The 25,271-nt window shown below is 65.4% G+C and carries 23 protein-coding genes; 10 read left to right on the top strand and 13 right to left on the bottom strand.

Going from position 1 to position 25,271, the window contains the following annotated elements; all coding sequences use genetic code 11:
• Positions 1-40: 40 nt before the first annotated feature.
• The 3 genes from L2D00_00330 to L2D00_00320 all read right to left on the bottom strand — a co-directional run bounded on the left by L2D00_00330 (position 41) and on the right by L2D00_00320 (position 3,663).
• On the bottom strand, positions 41-1,330 hold the full coding sequence (locus L2D00_00330; GenBank protein ID WBQ13150.1) for a Coenzyme F420 hydrogenase/dehydrogenase, beta subunit C-terminal domain: 1,290 nt from the start codon (positions 1,328-1,330) through the stop codon (positions 41-43).
• Entirely contained in the window at positions 1,327-2,265 is a 939-nt protein-coding gene (locus tag L2D00_00325) for an alpha/beta fold hydrolase (GenBank protein ID WBQ13149.1), read from the bottom strand. Before L2D00_00325 ends, L2D00_00330 begins: the two co-directional genes overlap by 4 nt.
• Positions 2,266-2,352: 87 nt before the next feature.
• On the bottom strand, positions 2,353-3,663 hold the full coding sequence (locus L2D00_00320; GenBank protein ID WBQ13148.1) for an AarF/ABC1/UbiB kinase family protein: 1,311 nt from the start codon (positions 3,661-3,663) through the stop codon (positions 2,353-2,355).
• Between the two features lie 204 nt (positions 3,664-3,867).
• Between L2D00_00320 and L2D00_00315 the strand changes: the two genes are divergently transcribed.
• Positions 3,868-4,446, top strand: coding sequence for a sigma-70 family RNA polymerase sigma factor (locus L2D00_00315; protein ID WBQ13147.1), 579 nt, complete (start codon positions 3,868-3,870; stop codon positions 4,444-4,446).
• A gap of 224 nt (positions 4,447-4,670) precedes the next feature.
• Positions 4,671-5,033: a PRC-barrel domain-containing protein gene (locus L2D00_00310; GenBank protein ID WBQ13146.1), complete on the top strand. Its 363-nt coding sequence runs from the start codon at positions 4,671-4,673 to the stop codon at positions 5,031-5,033.
• A gap of 237 nt (positions 5,034-5,270) precedes the next feature.
• Here L2D00_00310 and L2D00_00305 read toward each other — a convergent pair whose 3' ends face one another.
• The gene (locus L2D00_00305; GenBank protein ID WBQ13145.1) at positions 5,271-6,536 is read right to left on the bottom strand and encodes a PRC-barrel domain-containing protein; all 1,266 of its coding nucleotides are present in this window, start codon (positions 6,534-6,536) and stop codon (positions 5,271-5,273) included.
• Positions 6,537-6,889: 353 nt separating this feature from the next.
• On the opposite strand from L2D00_00305, the gene L2D00_00300 reads away from it, so the two are divergent.
• Positions 6,890-8,092, top strand: a complete 1,203-nt coding sequence (locus L2D00_00300; GenBank protein ID WBQ13144.1) for an NAD(P)/FAD-dependent oxidoreductase — start codon at positions 6,890-6,892, stop codon at positions 8,090-8,092.
• 28 nt (positions 8,093-8,120) lie between these two features.
• Here L2D00_00300 and L2D00_00295 read toward each other — a convergent pair whose 3' ends face one another.
• On the bottom strand, positions 8,121-9,926 hold the full coding sequence (locus tag L2D00_00295) for an arylsulfatase (GenBank protein WBQ13143.1): 1,806 nt from the start codon (positions 9,924-9,926) through the stop codon (positions 8,121-8,123).
• The gene (locus tag L2D00_00290) at positions 9,907-11,568 is read right to left on the bottom strand and encodes a sulfatase-like hydrolase/transferase (protein ID WBQ13142.1); all 1,662 of its coding nucleotides are present in this window, start codon (positions 11,566-11,568) and stop codon (positions 9,907-9,909) included. Before L2D00_00290 ends, L2D00_00295 begins: the two co-directional genes overlap by 20 nt.
• 133 nt (positions 11,569-11,701) lie before the next feature.
• On the opposite strand from L2D00_00290, the gene L2D00_00285 reads away from it, so the two are divergent.
• Genes L2D00_00285 through L2D00_00265 form a run of 5 tightly spaced genes read left to right on the top strand, consistent with a single transcriptional unit; the run spans position 11,702 to position 16,321 of the window.
• Entirely contained in the window at positions 11,702-12,379 is a 678-nt protein-coding gene (locus L2D00_00285) for a TetR/AcrR family transcriptional regulator (protein ID WBQ13141.1), read from the top strand.
• 23 nt (positions 12,380-12,402) lie between these two features.
• Positions 12,403-13,437: a glutathione S-transferase N-terminal domain-containing protein gene (locus L2D00_00280; protein WBQ13140.1), complete on the top strand. Its 1,035-nt coding sequence runs from the start codon at positions 12,403-12,405 to the stop codon at positions 13,435-13,437.
• Positions 13,438-13,441: 4 nt separating this feature from the next.
• The gene (locus L2D00_00275; protein WBQ13139.1) at positions 13,442-14,101 is read left to right on the top strand and encodes a glutathione S-transferase N-terminal domain-containing protein; all 660 of its coding nucleotides are present in this window, start codon (positions 13,442-13,444) and stop codon (positions 14,099-14,101) included.
• Positions 14,098-15,372, top strand: a complete 1,275-nt coding sequence (locus tag L2D00_00270; protein ID WBQ13138.1) for a DsbA family protein — start codon at positions 14,098-14,100, stop codon at positions 15,370-15,372. Before L2D00_00275 ends, L2D00_00270 begins: the two co-directional genes overlap by 4 nt.
• 4 nt (positions 15,373-15,376) lie before the next feature.
• Complete coding sequence (locus L2D00_00265) at positions 15,377-16,321, top strand: formylglycine-generating enzyme family protein (protein ID WBQ13137.1); 945 nt, start codon at positions 15,377-15,379, stop codon at positions 16,319-16,321.
• A gap of 15 nt (positions 16,322-16,336) precedes the next feature.
• On the opposite strand, the gene L2D00_00260 is transcribed toward L2D00_00265, so the two are convergent.
• From L2D00_00260 to L2D00_00245, 4 genes are all read right to left on the bottom strand, one after another.
• Positions 16,337-17,077 (bottom strand): peptidase, encoded by a 741-nt coding sequence (locus tag L2D00_00260; protein WBQ13136.1) that lies wholly within the window; start codon positions 17,075-17,077, stop codon positions 16,337-16,339.
• A gap of 74 nt (positions 17,078-17,151) precedes the next feature.
• Positions 17,152-17,319: a hypothetical protein gene (locus L2D00_00255; protein ID WBQ13135.1), complete on the bottom strand. Its 168-nt coding sequence runs from the start codon at positions 17,317-17,319 to the stop codon at positions 17,152-17,154.
• A 121-nt stretch (positions 17,320-17,440) separates the two neighbouring features.
• Positions 17,441-19,030 (bottom strand): ATP-binding cassette domain-containing protein, encoded by a 1,590-nt coding sequence (locus L2D00_00250; GenBank protein ID WBQ13134.1) that lies wholly within the window; start codon positions 19,028-19,030, stop codon positions 17,441-17,443.
• A gap of 223 nt (positions 19,031-19,253) precedes the next feature.
• On the bottom strand, positions 19,254-20,060 hold the full coding sequence (locus tag L2D00_00245) for a class I SAM-dependent methyltransferase (GenBank protein WBQ13133.1): 807 nt from the start codon (positions 20,058-20,060) through the stop codon (positions 19,254-19,256).
• 228 nt (positions 20,061-20,288) lie between these two features.
• Here L2D00_00245 and L2D00_00240 point away from each other — a divergent pair, with 228 nt between their 5' ends.
• Together L2D00_00240 and L2D00_00235 are read left to right on the top strand one after the other, a co-directional pair.
• Positions 20,289-21,179 carry a hypothetical protein gene (locus L2D00_00240; GenBank protein WBQ13132.1) on the top strand — a complete coding sequence of 297 codons (891 nt, stop codon included), beginning with the start codon at positions 20,289-20,291 and terminating at the stop codon, positions 21,177-21,179.
• Positions 21,176-21,955, top strand: coding sequence for a metallophosphoesterase (locus tag L2D00_00235; GenBank protein ID WBQ13131.1), 780 nt, complete (start codon positions 21,176-21,178; stop codon positions 21,953-21,955). The genes L2D00_00240 and L2D00_00235 overlap by 4 nt, the downstream gene beginning before the upstream one ends.
• A gap of 9 nt (positions 21,956-21,964) precedes the next feature.
• On the opposite strand, the gene L2D00_00230 is transcribed toward L2D00_00235, so the two are convergent.
• From L2D00_00230 to pepN, 3 genes are all read right to left on the bottom strand, one after another.
• Positions 21,965-22,336 (bottom strand): DUF4112 domain-containing protein, encoded by a 372-nt coding sequence (locus L2D00_00230; protein WBQ13130.1) that lies wholly within the window; start codon positions 22,334-22,336, stop codon positions 21,965-21,967.
• A 15-nt stretch (positions 22,337-22,351) separates the two neighbouring features.
• Positions 22,352-22,510 carry a YqaE/Pmp3 family membrane protein gene (locus L2D00_00225; GenBank protein WBQ13129.1) on the bottom strand — a complete coding sequence of 53 codons (159 nt, stop codon included), beginning with the start codon at positions 22,508-22,510 and terminating at the stop codon, positions 22,352-22,354.
• Between the two features lie 120 nt (positions 22,511-22,630).
• The gene (gene pepN / locus L2D00_00220; protein ID WBQ13128.1) at positions 22,631-25,231 is read right to left on the bottom strand and encodes an aminopeptidase N; all 2,601 of its coding nucleotides are present in this window, start codon (positions 25,229-25,231) and stop codon (positions 22,631-22,633) included.
• Positions 25,232-25,271 lie beyond the last annotated feature (40 nt).

The following is a 25,271-nucleotide window of genomic DNA, read 5'->3' as shown; positions in this document are numbered from 1 at the left end:
TAGGTCGGCGCACGGGCGCGGCCAGTCTGCGCGGCGGCCACTACCCGACTACATCTGGCGGCGCGTCCTGTGCGGCATCCGCATCATTGCCGGCCTGCTCGCCGGGCTCGGGCGTGAGCCCATAGGGTGCCACCAGCCGCCAGACATGATCGGGGATCATGGACTTCATGCGCCTTTGTTCCTGGCGGCGCAGGTGCAGCACCGTCTCTGACGCCTTCATCTCGACGCGCGCGCGGGCAAATTCCAGGCCCCGCGGCCCGATCCTTGGCATCAGCCAGGCCACCAGAGGCCGCACCCAGTCCGGCATGCCGCGCAAGGGGAGCCCGCCCGCCGCGCGCTCGGTATTGGCAATGAAACCCGTGACGGCTGACTGGCGCTTGCCCGCCGAGCCCGGCTCGGCCAGCGTCACCTCGCCCTCGATCAGCGAGATCAGTTCCTCGCCGGTCTCATTGCGCACCAGCAGCCATTGCTCGCCCTGCCCGCCCATATAACCCACAGTGATGTCGGCCAGCACATTGGTGTAATCCACGCAGGTGCGGCAGGTGAGCGGGAAGAAATCGGGCGGGAGTTTGGAGATCGGCAGCTTCAGGAAGGGGATGGTTTTGACCTGCCCGTTCTCGAACCGCAGCTCCACCTGATAATCGGCCCTGAACTCCAGATAGGTGATGGTCCCGGGCTGGTCGGACAGGAGCGCCAGAAAATCATGGAAGCGCTCGGTGGTGGTATTGTCCGAGCACGGGGTACCGATAACATACAGCTTCTCGAGGCCTAGCTCTTCCTCAAGTTCGCGCAGCGCATAGACCTGACACGGAATGCCGATGACGGCGACGCGCCTGTAACCACGCTCGCGCACCGGTTCGAGCAGCGCCAGAAGCGGCGCATAGCCCATGCGCATGCCGCGCACCTGCGCCATGCCCTCTGCCTTGGTCACCAGAACCGGCACCGGCTTCCACCGGTCCTCGGGGTCCGGTGCCATGGTCAGCACCACATCCACGGCGTCCCGCTCCAGCAGGCGCTCGGCCAGGCGCGTCGTAATGCCGGTCCATTGGGCACCCGGACGCGGGGCTTTCAGCGAAGCGCGAACCATGCGGCGGAAGGGCCCGAAATGCAGCTCGTCGGGACGCGCCGGATCGCGGGTGCGGCCATGCACTTTCGTTTCCAAGCGCTCATAGTCCGGCTTGATGAACTGGCAGGCCCGCCCGCAGGCTTTCGGGTCCTCCATCCTCGATACACCGCAATCGGTACACAGATGACGCGCCACCGGCTCGCGCACCGCCGGCGCGGTGACACCGTCAGCGTCAGGCCCCTTCCCCAAGCCTGCGCCGGTCATGAGCCATCCCTTAACGCGCGCAGAAAAGCGTCGACTGAAACCAGGCTCATATCCGGCGCCTCCTCCTGGGGCAGGTGCCCCACTCCGGGCAATGCGGTCAGCTGCGCGTCCGGCAACGCGCCCAGATAGTCCTGCGCATTGGACATCGGGATCAGACGGTCATCCTCGCCCCAGAGCAAAAGCACCGGCGTCTGCAGCGCCCGCAGGCGCGGCAGCGGGTCGGTCAAGATCGTCTGCTCCATGCGCTGGATCAGGGCCAGGCGCGCACCGGGCGCGCGCAGCAGCGCGTGATAGCGCGTCACCACATCGGCTTCGAGCTTGCCGGGATCGCTGTAGCTCTGATCCAGATTCATCTTCACCAGAAAGCGCGGCAGGATCACGCGCATGGCATGGGTTACCGCGCCGATCTCCGGTGCTTCGCCATATTCAAATCCCAAGCTGGCAAAACCGTCAGGCGCGACCAGGACCAGCCGCGACACCCGGTCCGGATGCGCGCTGGCGAACGACCAGGCGATGCGGCCACCGACGGAGTTGCCGATGATCGCCGCTTCGCCAATGCCCAGCCGGGCCATCAGTCCAAGGAGGAGTTCAAACGCGCGCGCATCGTCATAGCGGCCCGTCGGGTCCGGCGGCGACAGGCCGGAGCCGGGCAGATCGAACCGCACCACACGGTACCGGTCCGACAGCGCGGCAGCCCAGTCGTCCCAGGTGTGCAGGCTTGAGCCGAACCCGTGGATCATGATGAGCGCAGGCCCGGCGTCCGGCCCGTCGACACGCACATGCAGGCGCGCGCCCTCCACGTCCATCATGTCCGAGGCAGAACGCAAATACGCCGCCTCCAGCCGCTCACGCGACAGATCCGGCGTCCACAGCCAGACACCCACGGCCACCAGCATGCCAATTACGACCGCCGCTATGAGAAGTGTCTTGTCCATGCGGCCGCTAGTCCTCGCGAGTCAGGCGTCCAGTCTGGTTGACACTTCAGCCTCTCCTATCGGCGCGGCGGCGTCCAGTGCGCCGCGTCACAGCCAGTCCGCCACCAGCGGCCTCAACGCCAGCTTCGCCTGCAGCCTCGCGGCGATGAGATAGACACCCGCCACCTTGCGCTGGATATAGGCCAAATCCACCGGCGGGGTGTGGTTGAAGCCGCCTGCCTGAAGCGCGGTGCCCTCCTCGCGCAGGCGGTCCACCAGCCCGGCGCCGGCAAAATCGAACGGGGCCGCACTGCCAAGCGGTGCCAGCGCCATCCGTGCCGCGGTTATGGCGCGGGCCCGCACCTCCGCAGGCTGGACGTCGGCGATGGCACCCGCCCGGGTCAGTGCATCGCCCAACGCCGCATCATCGCCCGCAAGCCCCGCCCGCAATACCATCAGCAGGCTCGCCGCGCGCTCTGGCGTCACGGTTTCCGTGGCCCCGAAATCCAGCAGGGCAATGCGGCCGTCGGCGCGGAAGCGGAAATTGGCCGGGTTGGGGTCAGACTGGATCAGGCCGAACACAAAGACCTCGCGCAGTGTCAGCCGCACCAGAGCCTGCGCCGCCCGGTCGCGCACGGCCTGATCGGCACCGTCCAGCGTGGAGAGCGGCCCGCCCTCCAGCCAGTCCATGGCCAGCACGCTCTCGCCGCTCAGGTCTTCGAGGACACCGGGCGTGAGAAAGTCGCGATCGGCACCCAGCGCATCTGCATAGGCCTTCAAACTCGCCGCCTCGCTGACATAGTCGGCCTCGCGGTGCAGGCGCGTGCGCACGCCGTCCAGGAATGGATCCAGATCAGCACCTTTGGGCAAAAAGCCCGACCGGCGCACCATGAAGGCCAGCGTGTCGAGGTCCACATCGATGCTGTCGCGCACGCCCTGGAACTGGACCTTCACAGCCAGATCACGCCCGCCGCGCAGGCGCGCCCGATGCACCTGGCCGATGGAGGCCGACGCGGCGGGACGGGTCTCGAACCGCTCGAACTTCGCCATCCATCCCGGCCCCCAGGCCCGGTCGAGCACCCGGCGCAGCTGGCGCGGCGGCATGGGCGGACCGCTCTCCTGCAGGCGGGCCAGCGGCCCAGCCAGCTCCGGCGGCAAGACCGCCCCGTAATCCATGGATACCAGCTGGCCTGCCTTCATCGCTGCGCCGCGCAGGCGCGCCAGCTCGTCGGCCAGACGGTTCAGATTGCCGGGCGTCAGCACCAGATCGCGCGGCGCAAACGGCTCGCCGCGCGCCAGAGCACCGGCACCGGTGATCAGCGCCCGTCCGGCCAGCTCCACGCCCAGGCCCGCCACTCGCGCGGTGCGGCTGATGCGTCCTGACGGCGTGGCGACGCCGCGCGGTGTGTTGTCGGCCATGACGCGCTCCCTGACCCGAAGGGCCTGATGAGCACGTTCTAGGTCGCGCGCGGCGAAGGTCACGGGGTGCGCGCTCACAGACCCCTCCCCCCGATGCGCAAAGAGCCGGTCTCAGGCCTCTGCCAAGGCAGCCTGATCGAGGTTAGCCGCCCGCGGCAGGGCGCGCGCTAGCCTGACATTCAGCCTCAGGAAGAGAGTGGCCCCATGAACCAAGACACTGTCATGTCCAAACCCAAGCATGCCCTCGCCCACACCCCGCCGCCTTCCGCCTGCCCGGCCGGGCCACACCCGTTTCACGACCAGCTGCGAACCCAAACACCCGAGCTGCGCCGGCACGCGATCCGCCTGACGCGCAACTGGCATCGCGCACAGGATCTGGTGCAGGAGACCCTGACCAAGGCCTGGGCCAACCGGGCCCGCTACACGCCGGGCACCAATCTGCGCGCCTGGCTGCACACCATTCTTCGCAATACCTTCCTCAGCGATGTGCGCAAGCGTCGGCGCGAGGTCGAGGATGCGGACGGTCATCTGACCGCGAAACTGTCTCAACCGCCCTCGCAGGATCACGCGGTTGCGCTGTCCGAGTTGATGAAAGCCATGACGGCCCTGCCCGACAGCCAGCGTCAGGCCCTGACACTGGTGGGTGCCGCCGGGTACAGCCAGGAAGAGGCCGCGCTTCGCCTCGGCTGCGCCATTGGCACCGTGAAAAGCCGAGTGTCGCGCGCCCGCGTTTCCCTGGGTGCGCTCTTGCCAGCCCACATGGCACCACGCCGCGCGCGCTGACATCGATCCCCGTGCCGGGTAGCAGCGCTGACGCCAATCGCCGTGTTCGCGCGGGAACGTCCAACGCACTGCGGCGTTTCTTGTCTGTGGCCGGCTCATGCTCGCAGCGATCCCAGCCGCGCAACGCCCCCCGGTCGCGGCGACGCCGCTCGCCGAACCGGCCACAACCCTGCAGGAGGCCCCTGCGTCAATCATCCCGCCCCCCGGGATCAAGGAGACTTCCCATGACACATCCAGCCAACACGCCGCACGGACATGATCACGGCGGCGCCTTCGGGTTCGCCCGCGATGGTTATCACCGGGCCGAGGTCCATGCTCTCACTGCCTCCGACATTGAAAGTGCGAAAGTCTATGACCGCACCGACAATTCCATCGGATCGATCACCGATCTGAAGGTCGGCCCGGACGGCAAGATCACCCAAGCCGTCATCGATGTCGGCGGCTTCCTCGGCATGGGTGCCCACTCCGTCCAGCTCCCGTTCGGCCAGCTCGCCGTCCTTCGCAAGACCGACGGTGACGATGTGCGCGTCCACCTGGACGCCACCAAAGACCAGCTCAAGGCGATGCCGCACCACGACGCCAAATAGCCTGAGCCTGCACTAAACGAGACGAGGCCGCACAAGTGATTGTGCGGCCTTTTTCTCAACTGACCGGATGGCTCATGGCCTTATCGGCGATCACGGCACCCAACGCCATGGCGCTCAATGCAAACACGATCACCCCAAATGACAAAGGGGCCCCGCTCGCGCGGACCCCATGGCACCCCAAATGACAAAGGGGGCCCGCTCGCGCGGACCCCCTCGCCGTTTGATCTGCAGTAAAGACTAGCTTTCGTGGGCCGGCATGGCCTCGAGCTGCGAGCGGGTCATGGAGACCTGCACACGCACGTCGTCATTGCTCTGGCTCCAGCCGATTTCGGCGTCATCAATCGGAAGGTTCACGGTGTGCACACCCATCCCGAGGAAACCGCCGACATCAACCAGAAGGCTGAGCACATCGTCGTCGCCGCCGATGACCACGTCCTTGACCGAACCGACCTTGTTGCCGGCATTGTCAAACACATCAGCACCCATCAAACGATCTACGGTGTGCTCTTCGGTGCCGAGCATCTCGTAATTGTCGGCGAACACCGCATCCGAACGTGCTTCATCGCGTTCGGCGCGATCAGCCCGGGCGGCCTCTTCGCGGGCTGCCGTCGTCTCGGCCTGGGCGGCGGCGCGTTCCGCACGGGCTTCAGCGGCTTCGGCCTGAGCGTTTGTGCGCTCATTGCGCTCGGCAACCGCTTCGGCTTCAGCCTCGGACCGATTGCTCGGAGAGTCGCTACGCTCGGCGCGCAACGCCGTGACTTCGGCGCGGGCGTCGGCGCGGGCGTCAGCAGCCTCCATGCGGGCGTTATTGCCCTCGGTCATCCCGGAGGTTGACGTGGTCGGCGCGCGGGTCGCCTGGGTCTGGGCCGGCGTCATCGAAGTGCGGTGTGTCTGCGACATTTCGGTCTGCATGCTGGCGCTGCCCTGGGCCGTACCGTTGCGCGTACCGAAACCGGCGCTGAGCAGGCCGTCATTCCATTCGGGCAGGATTTCGAGTTCGTCCCGCGTCATGGAGATCACAACAAAGAAGTCTTCCAGCTCATCGGTCTGGTCACTGTCGGACACGAAATACAGTTCGTCGATATCGACCAGCACGGTATGCGCGCCAAGGCCGAGAAAGCCGCCGACATCCACCAGGATGCCGTGGATCTCGCCGTCCTGGGTCATGACGATATCCTTGATATTGCCGATATCATTCCAGTCGTCGCGATCAGAGCTGAACGTGTCCGAACGAGTCCAGCGCGAGGTGTTCTGCGGCGATGCGGAATCCGAATTGCGGTTACGAAGCGCCGTGGCGCTATCGGTATCGGTGTCGAGATTATAGACCGACATGCCGGTGAACGAGCTGGACAGGAAGGCCGGCACGGATGTGCTGGAGTTGGACTGGGCGGCCGCGCGGGTGTCGGCCTGCGCCTGCGCCGGAGTCTGGGCGGCGCTGGCATGCGCGGTCATGCCGAAAGTGGTGACAGCGGCAAGGGCGGTGCTGAGCAAAAACTTCTTCATGGGTATCTCCATCTGTTTTTCGTACATCCTGTTTTCAAGGACACTCGACTAACAACCCGGAGCGGACCACACCGTTCCATAAGAGCTTTAATTTTTACAGTTTAGGTAACGCGATATAAAAATGTCCACTCGCGAACGATTTATATTTTTTTGAACGCGTTTTGATAGAGGATTGACGTGTCTGGATGGCGCGGCCCTGTCACACCCTCAGGCACGGCGGCAGGATTCATGTGCCGGGCCATGTTCGCCCACCCGGTCCCGGCAGGGCAGCCGGTTCCTGAAATTACCAACGGGTTGCCGCCACCGGTGCCAGGGCCTTGACCGGCGGCGCGTCACGCCCGACAGCGTGCGCCATGGCGACAAACACCGATACACCCAACTCATGCGACGCGCTGGTCATCGGGGCCGGTGCCGCGGGACTGTTCTATGGGGCGCGCGCGGGCCAAGCGGGATTGCGGGTCCTGATCGTCGATCATGCCGCCAAGCCCGCGGAGAAGGTCCGCATCTCCGGCGGCGGCCGGTGCAATTTCACCAATATCCACACTGCGCCTCAAAACTTCATCAGCGCCAACCCGCATTTCGCCAAGTCGGCCCTGGCACGCTACACCCCGCAGGATTTCATCAATCAGCTCGCCCGTCACGCCATCACCTGGCACGAGAAGACGCTGGGCCAGCTGTTCTGCGATGGCCGGTCGGGTGCGATTATCGACATGCTGCTCAGCGAGCTCAGGGCGGCGGGCGGCGAACTTCGCCTCAACACGTCTGTCCGCGATATCGAGAAAACCGGAGCCGGCTTCCGCGTCATCACGTCAGGCGGTGTGATTGACGCGGCGCGCCTGGTCATCGCCAGTGGCGGGCTGTCCATTCCGAAAATGGGGGCGACAGGTTTCGCCTATGATGTGGCGCGCCGGTTCGGACACGCCATCATTGATCCGCGCCCGGCCCTCGTCCCCTTTGTGTTTGAAGGCCGCGACAAGGAAGATTTCGCCTCCATCTCCGGCCTTGCCTGCCCGGTTCGCGCGCACAATGACCGCGCCGCGTTCGAGGAAGCGATGCTGTTCACCCATCGCGGCCTGTCCGGTCCGGCGATCCTCCAGATCTCGTCCTACTGGAATGCGGGCGAACCGGTCACGCTGGACCTGCTGGCCGGACTGGATGCCAATGCAGCCCTGACCGCCTTCAAGGCGCAGAACCCGAAAAAATCCCTGACCACCGCGATGGAAACCCTGTTGCCGGCCCGGCTGGTGGCCTTGCTCCAGACACGCGGCGATATTGCGGACGTGGCGCGCATGGCCGATCTGTCCCACGGCGCGATCGACGCTCTGACGGCCCATCTGTCGCGCTGGACCATCAAGCCGGCGGGCACCGAAGGCTGGCGCACGGCGGAGGTCACCGTGGGCGGCGTCGACACCGGCGGCCTTTCGTCAAAAACCATGGAGAGCCGGCTTGTGCCGGGGCTCTATTTCATCGGCGAATGCGTCGACGTGACCGGCTGGCTCGGCGGCTATAACTTCCAGTGGGCCTGGGCCAGCGCCTATGCGGCGGCGCAAGCGTGAAGGAGCGTGACTCAGGCAGACGCCCGCCTCAACGCCCCTGCCTGCCCCGCCGCAGCACCATCACTCCGGCTCCCAGCAGCCCCAGCAAGACCAGTCCCGCCAGCCAGATGGCGAGCGCATTATTGACGTAGAAGGCGCGCCACCCCATCGCGTCGAGGCGGCGCTGGGCGTCATAATCTGCCGGTACGGGCAGCACGCCGACTCGCTGCTCATAGGCAACATAGGCCGCCATCAGCTCGGCCATCAGTTCGGACTGTTCTGCCGACAGGTCGCGCGTCTCGCCCGGATCAGCGGCCAGGTTGAACAGCCGCCATTGCCGGTCGCCATAGGGCGGCATGTTGCGGGTGAGCTTGTAATCGCCCCGGTACAAGGCGGACTGGCCTGACATCTCGAAACCGATGGCTTCCTCCGGGCCGTAAATGCGGTCCGCCGCGCCGGACAGGAGCGGTGCCAGGCTGCGCCCGGCAAAGGGTTCGCGTCCCTCCACCGGGCTCGCCCCGGCCAGATCAAGCAGGGTCGGGGCAATATCGGTGACCGTGGAGAAGGCTGGCGCGATCCCGCCTGCACTGACACCTGCACCGGCAATGATCAGCGGTACGCGCATCCCGCCCTCGCCGGCGTGGAACTTGAACATGGACAGGGGCGAGGTGGACGCCGCCGCCCATTCCGGCCCGATCCAGGTATAGGTCCTGCGCTCGCCCAGACGCTCGGGGTCCCGCGAATAGCCCTGCATGGCAAGCCAGCCGAAAAAGGCACGGCTGCGGCCCGGATCATTAAACTCCGCGCCATTGTCGGACAGGATGATGATCACCGTGTCGTCATAGCGCCCGGTCTCGCGCAGGCGCTCCACCAGGCGTCCGAAATGATGGTCAGCGGCCTCCAGCATGCCTGCGGCGACCTGACGGCTCATGGCGCTCAGCCTGCGTTCGCGCGCCGGCAGATCCGACCAGCGCCTCAGACCCTCGGGCATGGACGGCATGGGCACATCAGCGGGGACAAGGCCCAGCGCAATGGCAGCGGCGTGACGCTCGGCGGCCAGCGCCTCCCAGCCCTGGTCATAGACGCCGTCATAACGCTCCACATAGGCGCGCGGTGCCTGCAACGGAATGTGATTGGCCTGAAAGGAGAGAACCGAGAGGAATGGCTGATCGGGCGCGACCTCATCGAGATAGTCGATCATCCGGTCCACGAGAAAAGCCGAGGAGTAGAAATCCTCCGGCAGGCTCTCCACCGGGGCATCATCCTCCCACCATTCGGCGTGGGTGTAGTGGGGTAGATAGGTCCGGTGCTCCCAATTGTCGGCACCCGAAGAATCCAGAATAAAGCTGCGATGAAATCCGCGTGCAGACGGCAGGCTGGTCGGTGAGCGGCCCAGATGCCATTTGCCGGTGATCAGGCTGGTGTATCCGGCCGCAGACAGGTGCTCGGCAATGGTGGCGACGCGCTGGTTGAGCTCCCCTTCATGACCGGGCTGGCCCAGCTGCTCGGGCAGCATGAGGTGCTCCAGCGTCGGCACGCCGGTGCGGTGGCTGTCGACCCCCGTCATCAGCATGGCGCGCGTGGGCGCACAGGTCGGCCCCACCCGGAAACCGGAGAACATCAGCCCCCGCTCGGCCTGCGCGTCGATATGCGGCGTGCGCATCTCGCTTCCATAGGCACCCAGATCGGTGAAGCCGATATCGTCCAGGATCACGATCAGGAAGTTCGGCCTCACGGGGACCTGTGCCTGCTCTGGCACCTGCCCCGGTTCTTGCGTGAAGGCAGGTGCAGCGAGCAGGGTCAGGGCGGCACCGAGCGTAGCCGCGCGCCAGCAATCAGTTGGGCCAGTAGACATGCTCGTCCTCCTCCTGGCGCGGCCGTCCGAGCGGCCTGTCAATATTGACCGGCATTTCCACGATGGAGGGCCAGAGCGGCTCGGCCAGCTCTGCCCCATGCGCTTCCAGCATCGCGCGCAGCATGGCGGCGCGTTCGGGCTCGCGCTCCGCCAGATTGTCCTGCTCGCCCGGATCGCGCTCCAGATCGAACAGCCAGACCTGATCGGGGCGATCCGCAATCTGGAGCTTCCAGCCCTGGTGAATGACCGCGCGGTAGTGACCGCTGCGCCAGAACGCCGTGTCGTGGGGCGAGCCCTGCGCCGTTCCGGTCAGGAAGGGTGTCAGATCGCGCCCGTCGATCACCCGGTCCTGCGGGATGCGCACCCCGGCGACAGAAGCCAGTGTCGGCAGCAGATCGACATGTTGCGTCAGACCCGCGATCTCGCCACCCGGCTCGATCACGCCCGGCCAACGCACGAATGTCGGCACCCGCACCCCGCCGTCAAAAAACGTCGCCTTCCAGCCGCGATAGGGCCGGTTGATATCAGGCAAACCGATATAGTGGGCACCGCCATTGTCGGAGGTGAAGATGATGATCGTTTCGCCGGCCAGGCCTTCAGAATCAACCGCGTCCAGAACGGCGCCAACGCTGCGGTCAAGTGCACGTATCATGGCCCCGTATACACGTAGCGCGTGGTCTTCGACATGTGCCAGAGCCTCGTAATCCTCCACCGACGCCTGCAGAGGCGAGTGGGGTGCCCAATGGGCCAGGTACAGGAAAAACGGGCGGTTTCGGTTGGTTTCGATGACTCTCACCGCCTCGCGGGTGAAATAGTCAGTGAGGTAGATATCGGGCTCAAAGCGCGGCCCTGTCCCCTCCCTCACGGCGGCCCGGCCAGCGGCCCAATACACCGTGTCGATCGGGTCAAACGCCTGGCGCGCCTCGACAACCCGCTCGTCGCCGGCGGGCGCATACAACAGGCCAGCCAACTCCAGGCTCTCGTCAAATCCATGGGAAATCGGGTCGGATCCGTTGGCGCCACCCAGATGCCACTTGCCGAGCAGAACCGAATGATATCCCCCCTGCGCCAGCAATGACGGCAAGGCTACCTCACTGGTGGGCAGGCCCATTTCGGCGAAGTCGAGCGCCGGACCGCCCGAACCTGTGAATACAAATGGCGGGTCTTGCGGTTGCCGCCGCTGCGCCCGCCCGATGATCACCGGCATGGCTGCGGGCATGGGCGTGAATTCAAAGCCGAAACGTGTGGGATAGCGGCCCGTCATCAGCGCCGCGCGCGAGGGCGCGCACGTGCCGCTGGCCGCATAGGCATTGGTGAGCTGGACGCCTTCACGCGCCAGCCGGTCGATATTGGGGGTGGGGACAGTGCCGCCCGCCACGCCGCCATGCAGCGTGATATCATTCCATCCCAGATCATCAGCCACGATAAGGATGATGTTCGGCCTGCCCCCGCGATCAATGCCGGTCTCCGGCCCAGCCTCCCAGACCATCTCCCGGTACGGCCCGATGGGATCCTGCCAGTCCTGAACAAGGCCGGGAATGCGGTCGCCATAACGGTCAAACGCCAGCCACCCGACCACAAAGGTCGCCGCCAGCACCATGAAAACTGAAAGAATTACCGGTCCGAACGGTCCGATCCGCATGCCTGTCCCTCCCCGTCTATCCACGCTTTTGCCTGATCGTGCCCCGGCGGGCTTGTCAGGGCCGGCGGACTTGTTATTATACGACTGTATAATTAAAAGAATGCCCGTGTCCAGCCAGAAATCGGAACGCCCCATGTCGGCTATGCCCGCATCAAGCCAGGAGCCGGCCCGCCGCCCGGGACGCCCGGCGAAGCTGGATACGGACGGAGAAAATCAGCGCCGGGCGTTGCTGGAGGTCGCCTCGGCGCACTTTGCACGGGCTGGCTTTGACGGTGCCTCCCTGCGCGCCATTGCCGACGAGGCCGCGCTCGCCCACGGCCTGATCCGGCATTATTTCGGCAGCAAGGATGCGCTATGGGAGGCTGCGGCAGACTTTCTGTTCGGCCAGGTGCAAGCCGCCATGGCAGAAGCGCTCGGTGCCGTGGACCTGAACGACGCCGTTGCCCGGCTTGACGCCCAGGTGCGCGCCACCGTGCGGACAGCGGCGCGGATACCGCATCTGGCCGGTTTCGTAATGCAGGCGGGGATCGCCGGCGGTCCGCGCTATGACTGGATGGTCGAAAAGCACCTGCGCCCGGCCTACGCTTTCGCACTGGAACCGTTTCACCAGCTGACCGGGGAAAGGCGGGCTGCGGGCATAGACCCCCATTTTGCCTTCATCCTGTCGACCAACGCCGCACTCGGCCCGTTCGCCCAAAGCGCCAACTCGCGTGCGCTGGCAGGCATGGATATGGCCGATCCCGATATCGCCGACGCTTATGCCGACACGCTGATTACGATCCTCAAGCATGGCGTGCTCCGCCAAAGCTGAAGCATAGAAACAAGAGGCCTCCCATGCTGCCTGGCACCTACATGATCTACGGCTGCGATCCGTCCTACTACACACGCATGGTGGAGGCGGCGATGCGCTACATGCGTGTGCCGCATCAGGCGCTGCAGAAATCGCCCGACGTGCGCGACCGTCTGGAAGCACGCGCCGGCACGCATCTCATGCCGGTGGTGGAGACGCCTGAAGGCTGGGTCATCCACGATTCCACCTACATCACCCAGCTTCTGGACATGCGCTTTCCCGGCCAGACCGTGATCCCGCGCAGCCCGGTCCAGCGCATTCTTTGCCGGGTGCTGGACGACTGGATTGACGAATGGTTCGTACGCGCCGCCTTGCACCTGCGCTGGATTGACGACGGTGCCGCGCACGAAGCCGCCGGCATGATCAGCCATGATCTGGCCGGGGCGCCCAAAGACCGGAGCCCGAACGCCGAGGAGCAGGCCATGGTCGACGCAGTCGCCGGAATGGTGCTCCCCTGGGGGCGCAAGGCCATGGGCGTGATGGCGGCCGGTGCCGAGCATCAGGACGCGATCCGCGGCGAGTTCGCCCGCTTCGTCACCGCTCTGGAGACCCATTTTAGGCAGATGCCGGCTTTGTTCGGCGCACGGCTGAGCCTGGCCGATCTGAGCCTGCTGGGTGCCATGAAAGCCCATTTCGCTACCGACAGCCTGGCCCGGGACTTCGTCGCCAGCCACGCTCCGGGCCTGCTGACCTGGAGCGAGACCAGCTGGGATCGCCAATGCGGTGACGAAGACTGGCTGGCCAATGACGCCATTCCCGCCACTTTGGAGCCGCTATTTGCTCTGATGCAGGATGGGTATTGTCATTTCCTCCCCGCCAACCGCAAGGCGGTGCAGGCGGGCGAGAAATGGGTGGTGTTCACCGCCCTTGATCAGGAGGTGCGCATGCTCACGCGCAAGGGGGCCGAGCAAAGCCGGCAGGCCTTGATTGCCGAGCTCGCCGCCATGGCCCCCGCAGACCGGGGTGCCGCCCGCCAGGCTTTGTCGGATCGCGGCCTGCTCACCGCATATGAGGACTGAGACCATGATTGATCTCTACACCGCCCCGACCCCCAATGGCTGGAAAATCTCCATTGCGTTGGAAGAGCTTGGCCTGCCCTACATCGTCCATGTGCTGGACCTTCAGGCGGGCGACCAGAAAGCGGCTGACTATCTGAAGATCAATCCCAACGGGCGCATTCCGGCCATCATCGACCACGACGCAGGCGGCCGGACGGTGTTTGAGTCCGGGGCAATCCTGCTCTATCTCGCCGAGAAGACCGGCCGGCTGATCGCCTCTGATGAAGACGGGCGCTGGCGCGCCATCCAGTGGCTGTTCTGGCAGGTGGGCGGGCTGGGGCCGATGCAGGGCCAGGCCAATGTGTTCTTCCGCTACCTGCCCGAAAAGATCGAGTTGGCGATCCAGCGCTATCAGGGCGAGACACGCCGGCTTTACGAGGTGATGGACGCGCGCCTGACCCGGACGCCTTACCTGGCGGGGGATGAGTATTCGATCGCCGACATTGCTTGCTTTCCCTGGGTGTTCGCGCACTTTTGGGCCGGCGTCCCGCTTGACCGGCTGGACGCACTGAATGACTGGAAGACGCGTCTGGAGCAGCGCCCGGCGGTGCTGAAGGGCCTCGGCATCCCGCCCTTGCCGGATATGACAAAACTCGCCAGCGCCGGCCGCAAGCTTGTGACATGAAGCCCTCTGCGCGCAGCATCATTCCGGCCCTGATCGCCAGCCGCCGGCTGCGTGCGGCGCAACGCGGCCTGGCCGGCTTGCGCCGGCACCTGTCCGGGGCCAGACCTGTGGTGGAGTATTTCCATCAATGCGATGACCCTTACTCATGGTTGGCGGCGCGCGCGCTGGGCCATCTGGCCGATTGCTACGGCGTGACCGTACGCCCGCATCTGGTTCAACCGCCCGACGCAGCGGCAGCCCCCGACCGCGAACGCCTGCAAGCGTGGTCCCTGCGCGACGCCCGGACCCTGGCCACAGGACTGGGCCTCGCGGCGGCGCGCGCGAGAGCGCTCACGCCGGACGAGGTCCGGGCCGCAGAGGCTGCGCTTGCCGGGATTGATGATCCCTATCGGTTCGCCGCCGCATCAGCCGCCATTGAAGCGGGCCAGAGCATTGCGCCCGGCCCGTCAGGCGATGCGCAGGCGGCACTGGAGTCCGGCACGGCCCGGCGCGCACGCCTCGGCCACTATCTCGGTGCCACCTTCCATTTCGAAGGGGAGTGGTATTGGGGGCTCGATCGGCTGGGCTTTCTGGAGACCCGGCTGGGAACCATAACCGGCCGCGAGCCGGCACCCTTCACCGCGCGGCTGGATGTCCGCGAGGCTGCGGCATCGGACATAACCGCCGCCGGGAGCCGCCCGCGCCTGGACGCATTCGTATCGCTGCGCAGCCCCTATACCTGGCTCGCCATGGACCGGCTGATGGCGCTGGCGAAAACCTACAAGGCCGACCTGCGCCTGCGTCCGGTGCTACCCATGGTCATGCGCGGCCTGCCCGTACCGCGCGCCAAGCGTCTGTATATCGTGCGCGATACGAAGCGCGAAGCCGAGCGCCTGGGCCTGCCTTTCGGGCGCATCGCCGATCCGGTAGGGCGGCCGGCCGAACGGGGGCTGGCGGTGCTGTTTCATGCCATGACGCTTGGGCGCGGGCCGGACTTCGCGCGCGCTTTCCTCAAGGGCGTGTTTGCCGACGGCATCGACGCCGGAAGCGCACGCGGACTTGATTATCTGGGGGCGCAAGCCGGGCTGACGTCCGCTGATATACGCGCCGGGCTCAGCGATGATACATGGCGCGCGCAGGCCGAATCCAATCGCGAGGCCATGCTCAAGCTGGGGGTCTGGGGCGTTCCGGTTTTCCAGGTCAACGACCGGCCTGCCCATTGGGGCCAGGACCGGCTCTGGGCCGTGGAGGCGGACCTTCAGGCGGCGCACGACGCGGCCAAAGGAGGCTGATCATATGCAGCGGGGCCAGGCACACGCGCGCCTGTGCAAGGGCGCCGGGTTGGCCGCAATGGCCATCGCGCTGGCCGCATGCGGCCCGCCGCGGGCCGTGACCCCTGACGCCTGCATCGAGATCGCGAGGCCTGACCCTGGCACGCCGCAAGCCGGCATGGTCTGGATCGCGCCGGGCGAGGTGGCGCTCGGCTCGCCGGACTTTTACCCCGAGGAGCGCCCGGTGCGCACGGTCGCCGTGGACGGGTTCTGGATCAGCACGCATGCCGTGACCAATGGCGAGTTCGCGGCGTTTGCGGAGGCGACCGGATATGTCACGATCGCCGAGCGCGACGGTCCGGATACAGGTGGCGGCGCAGTGTTCGGACCCGGTGTGCAGGTGCGCGACTGGTCCGATATCCGCGCCTGGTGGCGGTATGAGCCCGAAGCCAACTGGCGCCAGCCTACCGGCCCGGGAAGCTCGATTGAGGGTCGCAGCGCCTTTCCGGTGGTGCAGATCGCCTATGAAGACGCACTGGCCTATGCGCGCTGGCGCGGGCACGACTTGCCTGAAGAGGCCGAATGGGAACGCGCGGCTCGCGGTGGGCTGGAGGGCGCAGTCTATGCCTGGGGCGACGAGTCGCGCCCGGGCGGAGACTTCCGCGCGAATCACTGGCAGGGCGCGTTTCCGTTCGAAGACAATGGCGCAGACGGGTTCGCAGGACTGTCGCCTGTGGGCTGCTATCCGCCTAATGATTTCGGCCTGTACGACATGGCGGGCAATGTCTGGGAATGGACCACCAGCACATGGCAGCGCCCGGGTTTCCGCGTGATCAAGGGCGGGTCATTCCTGTGTTCTGACACATACTGCCATCGCTATCGCCCTGCGGCCCGGCAGCCCGGCGATGAAACCTTTTCGACGGAACATCTGGGCCTGCGGACCGTCTGGCGGGGGGCGCCGCCGGATTAAGCGCCAAGGACGCCTTCAGGCGATGTCCCAGGGCGGCGGCGGCATGGAACGATGGGCTTTGGCGATGGCTTCGGACCATTGCGCGCCCAGGTCGCGGAAATAGGGATCATCGGTCTCGATGCGGCGCTGCGCGCCTTTCAGGGCGTCCGGGCGGATGGTGATCATGTCAAACGGCAGGCCGAAACCGAGATTGGAGCGCAGGGTGGAATCAAACGAGATCAGACCCAGCTTGATCGCTTCAACCAGAGGCGTGTCGGTTCTCAACGCCCTGTCCAGAATGGGCTTTCCGTACTTCAGCTCGCCAACCTGCAGATAGGGCGTATCCGGCCCGCACTGGATCGCATTGCCTTCGGCGTAAATCAGATAGAGGCCCAGCGCGCCGCCTCTGATCTGACCGCCCAGCAGCACAGTGGCACCCATGGAGACGCTCTCGGCCTCCAGCCCGGCCTCGAAATCAATTCGCACGGTCTTGATGGCGTGCCCCACCAGCTGGACCGCCCGGAACAAGGTCGGCGCAGTGAGCAGGGTTTCAGGCCCGTCGGAATCAGGCAGCTTGATCCCGTCTTTCAGGCGGTTGAGCGCGGTTTGGGTTACCGAGAGATTGCCCGCTGTCGCTATGGCGATGACGCGCTCGCCCGGCACTTCAGTGACAAACAGCTTTTTGTAGATCGCGATGTTGTCGACGCCCGCATTGGTTCGGGTATCTGCGATCATCGCCAGACCGTCTTCCAGCAACATGCCAACGCAATACGTCATGAATGCAGCGCTCCAACGCGCAGTTCAGCCCCCGCAGGCGGAGTGATAGCCGATTCCATACCGGCATGCGCGGCCTATTGCTGCCGCTGGGCCTGGGGATGGCTGCGCACCTGCAGGCTGACCGTCATGCGCTCGCCTGAGCCACCATAGCTGGCACCGCGCACCGGGGCGGCGCCCAGATAGTCCAGCGCGGAGGCGACGCGTACATAGCTTTCATCCGGGCAGACGGCCAACCAGTACATGAAGCTCGCCATGGCGCTGTTCGGCGGCTGGGGCCTCATCGACGGCACCAGCGCCCTGCTGCGCGACTGGCGAGAACGCCGCGGCCGCTCCGGCGGGCCGGTCCCGTCCTGAGGCACCTCCCTACCCGACTGACCGGTCCGCCTGTAAGACCAGCTTGCGGTAGTCGTTCAGATCGCCGTCATAGCGCGAGGCCTTGCCGTCCTTGACCAGCCAGAGCTGATCGGCGGTGCCTTCGGCCAGATAGACATCGTGGGTAATCAGGACCACCGCACCGTTATAGTCATTGAGGGCGTAGATCAGCGCTTCGCGGCTGTCGATGTCCAGGTGCGAGGTTGGCTCGTCCAGGATCAGGATATGGGGCTTTTCCATCGCCATGAGGCCCAGCAGCAGCCGCACCTTCTCACCGCCTGACAGCTTTTCGATTTTGGTCTCCACCTTCTCGTGTGAGAAGCCCATGGCGGCGGCGGCGGCGCGCTGTTTGGCTGGCGGCGTGTCCTTGGGCAGGGCGTCGCGCACATGGTCCAGCACGGTTTCGCCCGGGTGCAGCTCGTCCATCTGGTCTTGCGAGAAATAGCCGATGCGCAGCGAGCGCGGTGCCACCCGGTCGCCCGACAGGAGCTCCAGGCGCTTGGCGATGGATTTGACCAGAGTGGTCTTGCCCTGGCCATTGGCACCGACAATGGCGATGCGGTCCTCAGGGTCCAGGCGCAGATCAATGCCTGTCAGGATCACCGCATCCTCGCCATAACCCACTGACGCATCGCGCAGCTGCAGCAGTGGCGGAGACAGCTTGTCAGTGGAGGTGGGGAAGGAGAACGGCGTCGTGCGCTCTTCCAGCGGCACGGTGATCTCCTGCATCTTCTCCAGCATTTTCACGCGCGACTGGGCCTGGGTGGCCTTGGAGGCCTTGGCCCGGAAGCGGTCGATGAAGGCCTGCAGATGGGCGCGGTCAGCATCCTGCTTGGCGCGCTGGCTCTCCAGCAAGGCTGTTTTGGCGGCGCGCAGGCGCAACCAGGCATCATAGCCGCCGGGCGAAACCGACAGCTGCTTGTGCTCCAGCGCCATGGTGTGGGTGACGCAGCGATTGAGCATCTCCCGGTCGTGGGAGACCACGAGCACCGTGTGGGGATACTTCTTCAGATAGGTCTCAAGCCAGGCCGCGCCCTCCAGATCGAGATAATTGGTGGGCTCGTCCAGCAGAAGCAGGTCGGGCTCTGAGAACAACACGCCCGCAATGGCGGCGCGCATACGCCAGCCGCCGGAAAACTCACGAGTCGGGCGGTAGAGGTCGGCATTGGTAAAGCCCAACCCCATGAGCACGTCCGCGGCGCGCGCCTCGGCGGACCAGGCGTCGATGTCAGCGAGGCGCATATGGATCTCGCCGATCCGGTCCGGGTCCATGGCCGTCTCGGATTCCTGCATCAGGGCGTGACGTTCGGCATCGGTGGCCAGAACCACCTCCAGGATCGTGTCGTCGGACGGCTCCACCTCCTGCGCGACCCAGCCCATGCGCGCGCCCTTGTTGAGGCGGATGGCGGAATCCGGAGACGGGGTCTCGATCTCCTCGCGGATCAGCTTGAGCAGTGTCGACTTGCCCGTACCGTTGCGGCCAACAAGCCCGACCTTCCAGCCGCTGGATATCTGCGCGGACGCATTCTCGAACAGAGAGCGCGCGCCGATGCGGTAATCGAGATTTGTGATCGTGAGCATGGGTGCGGTTTAGTCATGCCAGCGCGCAGCGCAATGGGGCGCAGCGTCTGCTTCTCACTTTACGCGGGCGCAAAAGCAAGGCCGCACCGTGCGCCTGCCGGTGCAGCGCGAGACGCTGGACCCCGCGGCAGCCTGGCTGTCGGACATCTCCGCCGCCCGGGACGGCACTCTGGCGCGCCTGGCGGCCCCGGTCGAGGACCTGTCCTGAGGGGCAGTGCCAGAATCAGTCCCGGGCTTGCGCCAGTTCATCCCAACGGCGTGTGAAGGCGTGCGAGGGCGACCCGTTCACGGCGATCGGGTCAACCCGGTACCAAGGCTCGAGCGCGCTGGCGTCGCGGGCCGCCAAGTGTATTTCGTCCGATAATGAGATCAGGTCTGCGCCCACATCGCGCAGCGTTTTGGCCAGGCTGTTGCTGGTGTGGAAGGACACATGGCCGTTGCGCGGCGACGCATACCACCAGTCCGGCACCAGTGAATCCGGCTGCAGCAAGGTGGAGAACAACACGACGCCGCCCGGAGCGAGCAAATCGAGCAGCGCCTCGAACAGGGCGTGCTGGCCGGGCACGTGCTCGACCACTTCAAACGCTGTCACGATATCAGCCCGCCAGTCCGGCAGGAGTGCGTCGGCGTAAAATGGATCATAGGATACCGCGTCGATATCGTGATCACGGAGCAATTGCGCGGTGCGGCCGCGGCCGCCACCGTAATCGATCAGTCGCTTGCCAGCGCACAGCGGCGCGAGCCAGCCGGCCAGCCGGGCCGGCCGCTCCTCCTCGAAGGGCGGGTCGCAGCGGCCATAGTCATCGTTGTAGATCCGGCCGCGAAACGTGCCAGCCTGCCAGGCATGCATGTCGCAGAAGCGTGCAAAGCCGCATCCGGTGCATTTTACGAGCGGCGTCTGGCCAATATCCTCCTTGTACAGACGTGCGCCCTCGAAATAGTCGCCGCACGATACGTTGGCCTCCTTGAGAAGGACGCGCGTTTCCCCCTCCCCGCACACGGGGCAGGCCGTCTTGTCGGATGCCGGCATAAACGCCTCTGCTGTGGCTGCGCGCACGGATCGAGCCGAACCGCGCCGGGACCCGCACGGTGTTGCATCGATTTACGACCCTGAACTTCCCATAATGCATGGCTGGAGGCATGGCGAGCACGCGGGGGCCAGGACATGTGCGTTCGATCCGGACGCACTGAACTGTTGTGGCAACCAATCATGCCCGCGCGCGTTGTCTGAACTATGCCCTACGCTCACGGAGTGACCATGGCCCGCGCGCTGCATCTGCTTGTGAACCGGCATGCCGGCGCCTTCACCCGTGACCTGACGGTTGACGCGGTTGTGACCGGGCTGGAAAGCGCGGGCTGGTCTCCGGTCACGACCACAGACATCACAGATGATCTCGATGCAGGCATTGCGCAGGCGATCAGCGCACAACACGATTACCTGGCCATCGCTGCGGGCGACGGCTCGGTCGCCGCCCTGGCCACGGCACTGGCCGAGGTGAACAATCCTCCGCCCTTGCTGGTGCTGCCCGCAGGCACCGCCAATCTGCTGGCGCGGCGGCTGTGCGGCGAGGCGGATATGGCGATTGTCATCGCCGCATCCGAGCACTGGATGCCGCGCCACATCCCCTGCGGGCGGGTGGATGGCCGGGTATTCATGATCGCTGCCGCTGTCGGCATTACGCCCAACTTCGCCCGTGCACGAGAGCTGCTGCGCGAGCCGCCTCATGACGGACGCCTGACCGCCATCTGGCGCCAGCTGCAGGCGGGGATGCGCACCCTGTCGACGCGCTATATCGGCTTTCTGGTGGATGAGGAGACGCGCTACCGGCCGGCCAAGGCGGCCTATATCTCCGTGGGCCGGATGGGCGACGCCCATGCGCGCGATGGCGAGTCCGTGTTTGCACCGCTTTTGGAGATCTATGCCGGGCGGCCCCACGGCGTAATCGACATGTCGGTGATGGTGGCCCGCGCCGCCTTCAACGATTTTGAAAACCAGCCGCGCGCCTGGCGCGCCACCGCCCGGCGGATCGAGGCCGATTCCAAGCGGCCCCTGCCGCTGATCATTGATGGCGAGCCGATGGAGGCGCACTCCCCGGTGGTGTTCGAGTTGATCGAGGATGGCCTGTGTGTCATGTCCGCAAAGATATGATCCGTCTGTTGCACATGGCCGATTTGCATTTCGGCGACGAAAGCCAGCTTCTGGTCGAGTCCTTGAGCGAATACTGCCGCGATAATCCGCCTGACGCCGTGATCGCCACCGGCGATTTCACGCAGGCCGGCCGCCGCAGGGAATTCGACAAGGCGCGCCGCTTTTTTGAGTCCCTCAACGTCCCTGTCGTGGGCGCTCCGGGCAATCATGATGTCCCGGTCTATGCACTCGATCATCGCTTCGTGACACCCTGGCAGCGCTTTCATCGTCTGGTGGGGCCGGTGGTCTCGCCACGTCTGAAAACCGGTGCCTTCCATGTGGAAACCCTGCACACGGCCCGGCGTGCGCAGTTTCGGCTGGACTGGTCGCTGGGGCGGGTCTCACGCCGCGATGTGAAAAACCTGGTCGACCGGTTCGACCCGCAGGACGATGCGATGCGTATCGCCGCCTGCCATCATCCCCTGATCACGCCGGACGAATCCGGCCGGGGGCGCACGCAGCGCGGGCCTGAGGCGGCGACGGAGCTGGCGCGCCACTGCAACCTGGTGCTGACGGGCCACCTGCACCGCACCTTCGCCGTACCGGTCATAAGCGGTGACAGCAATTGCTGGTTTGTCGGTGCCTCCACCGCCTTCTCCGGACGTACACGGATCGAACCGGCAGGCTTCAACGAGATATTCCTTGAGCCCGACCGGATTCGTCTTGTGCACCATGAGGCCGACACGGCCGGGCGCTTTCACCCGGCCCGCGAGCAGGACCTGCCCGTGAACGCCTGATGGCCGCGATCAGAGTGTTCTGGCCGCCGGTTTGACGCCCGGCGCCGCGTGTGCGCGCTCCTCAACATGGCGGCGAAGGAGCGCGACATTGCGCTTGTTGGCTCTGAAGCCCACGTCGAACACGCTGCCCAGTATCGGAATTGATCCGAACAGGAAATCGATCCCGATATTGAAGAGCATCCGCAGCCGCAGTGAGCGGGGAACGCCCATGCGGCGGGCTTCGAACAGAATGTACAGCGCAGGCAATGCAGCGAGCGCGTCACCCAGGCCCAGCACAAGACCGAGAACGGGATCGAGCCCGAAGCGGATTCCGGTGCCCGGAATGCGGAAACGGCTGTCCATTAGCCGGGCCAGCTGCTCGAGCCGCTCAAGTGCCCGCAAGTGCCCCATCAGGGTCTAGCGCCGCGCGATGATCCAGACCGCATGTACGATGCCGGGGATATAGCCCAGCAGCGTCAGGAGGATGTTGATCCAGAACTGAGCGCCGATGCCGACCTGCAAGAACACGCCCAGCGGCGGCAAGAGAATGGCGGCGATGATGCGGACAATATCCATGGAAATACCTCTCAGGCGTGGCGGCGCAGTGCGCGCCTTCGCCCAGAGATAACGCCGGCCTGGCAGGGCAGTTCCGGTGCAGCTGCGGTCAGCAAGGCCGCGTCACATCGGAACCGGGGCTCAATCACCCAGCGTGCGGTCGATCATTTCATGGACGTTGACGCTGTGTGTGTTCGCCCGGATCCGCCGCAAGGCTGCCTCGGCCTTCGACTGGCGCCCGGCGTCAAACCGGCGCCAGGTTTCGAAAGACCGCACCAGGCGGGCCGCAGTCATCGGATTAACTGCCTCGATGGCAATGATACCGTCGGCCACGAACGCGTAGCCCGATCCGTCCGCAGCATGGAACTGGCGCGGATTGGCCATGGCGAAGGCGCCATACAGCGCGCGCGCGCGATTAGGGTTTTTCAAAGTGAAGAGCGGATGGGCGCTCAGCGCGTGCGCCCGTTCCAGACCTTCCGTCGCGGACGCGACCTGGATCGAGAAAAACTTGTCCATGACCAGCGCATCGTCACGCCAGCGGATCTCAAACGCCTCGAGCGCCGTATCGAAGGCCTGGCCACCGGCTTGCGACAGGCCGCGAAGGGCCGCCATCGTCTCGGTCATGTTGCCGGCAGCCTTGAACGCGGCGAGCAGCTGATCGCCAGCTTCAGGGCCCCTGGCGGCCTGCAGGCTCAGAAAGGCCGCGCGCAGGGCCCGCCGTCCGATCGCCTCATTGTCAAGCGCGTCCGGCGCAGGGGCCGGGCTTTGAAGCTCGTCCTCGATCAGGTCCTTCAGCGCGTGAGCCAGCGTCTGGCGCGCCCTGATCAGGGCTTTGTACAGCGCTTCAGGATCCGGCGTGCCGGTCATCTGGAACAGATCGGAGAGCACGGGCGGCCTGACCACGCTTGCTGCGAAGCCGGGATCATAGTCTGGCCGGCTGAACTCGGTCCGCAGCGCGCCAGCGATCCGGTCAAGGTCCGGCCCGTCCTGGGCCTTGCCGTCCGCCGCCGCGATGATGGCAGACGCCATCAGCGACTGGCCGGCATCCCAGCGCGTGAAAGGGTCTGGCTCGTGCGCCACCTGCACCAGCCGGTCCTCATCCGTGAGGTCGGTGTGCAGGCGCACCGGCGCATTGAACCCGCGCAGCACAGCGGGAATGACGCGCCCGGACGCACCATGGAAGGTAAATGTCTGGCGATCCTCGCGCAGCACGCAGTGGTGCTCGTCAGACACCTCGCCGCCCGCCTGCGTCCCCAACCTTGCGGGCTCACCCGTTGCGGTCAGGAAGCCGATGCGCAGCGGAATGGGCAGCGGTGTCTTGTCAGGCTCGCCTTGCGTGGGTGCGATCACCTGCCGGACCGTGATGTCGACGGCATCGTCCCCGGGACGATACACGGTCTCCACATGAAGCTGGGGCGTCCCGGCCTGCTCATACCAGCGCAGCGCCGCAGCCCGATCAGCCTCGCTGCTGAAATTGAAGGAACCGACAAAATCTTCGAGCGTGGCCGCCGTCCCATCACAGGTGTCAAAGAAAGTCTGCATCCCCGAGCGGAACGCATCCTTTCCGACCAGCTCGCGAATGACGCGCACGACTTCTGCGCCTTTCTGATAGACGGTCGCCGTGTAGAAATTGTCGATCTCTTCGTAGGCACCCGGACGCGGCGGGTGCGCCAGAGGGCCGTCATCTTCAGGAAACTGTCGCGCTCGCAGGCTTTCCACATCGCTGATGCGCTGGACGGCGCGATTGCGCTGGTCAGACGAGAACTCCTGGTCGCGGAAGACAGTCAGCCCTTCTTTCAGGCATAGCTGGAACCAGTCGCGCAGCGTGATGCGGTTGCCCGTCCAGTTGTGGAAGTACTCGTGGGCGACCACGCCTTCTACATTCAGGAAGTCCGCGTCCGTCGCGGTGTCGGGATCGGCCAGCAGCAAGGAAGAGTTGAAGATATTCAACCCCTTGTTCTCCATGGCTCCGAAATTGAAATCGCGCACGGCGACGATGTGAAACTCAGACAGGTCGTACTCGCGCTCGAACACCGCTTCGTCCCACGCCATCGAGCGCTTGAGCGAGTCCATGGCAAACCAGGCGCGGCCGGCCTGACCGGGATCAACGTGGATAGCCAGATATACCGCCTTGCCCGACCGGGTGACAAAGCGGTCTTCAATGCTGTCATACCGGCCCGCCACCAGCGCGAAGAGATAGCATGGCTTCAGGAACGGATCCTCGAACACAGCGTAGTGGCGCCCGTTCTCGAGATCACCCGCCTCGACCCGGTCGCCATTGCTCAGAAGCGTGGGAAATCCGGCCTTGTCCGCTGTTACGCGCACCGTGTAGCGCGACAGGCAATCAGGACGGTCGAGGAAATAGGTGATCCGGCGGAAACCCTCCGCCTCGCACTGGGTGCAGAAGCGGCCGCCTGACAGGTACAGGCCGGTCAGTTCGGTATTGGCGGACGGATCGATCACGGTGGTGATCTCCACTACCGCCTCGTCGCCCAGACCGCGCAGGGTGAGCGACACATCATCGACCGCATACTCGTCCTCCCCCAGATCTCGGCCGTTCACAGCGACCCGCTCGAGCATCATTTTTTCGCCGTTCAGCACCAGATCCGCCGCATGACGGTCGATCCGCTTGATCGTCAGTTTGGATCGGACGCGGGTGGCGTGCGCATCGAGATCAAAATCGATCTCCGTGCGCGCAATGGCGAAGGCCGGAGCGGTGTAATCACTGAGCTTGATAGCCATGTCGCGCCTTTGTTTCTGGAAGCGTGTGCCCTGCGGGTCC

The organism is Hyphomonadaceae bacterium BL14, assembly GCA_027627705.1.
In the GTDB taxonomy this organism is placed as follows: domain Bacteria; phylum Pseudomonadota; class Alphaproteobacteria; order Caulobacterales; family Maricaulaceae; genus Oceanicaulis.
The sequence above is the reverse complement of the archived record's forward strand: the minus strand, read 5'-3'. Positions and strand labels throughout refer to the sequence as shown.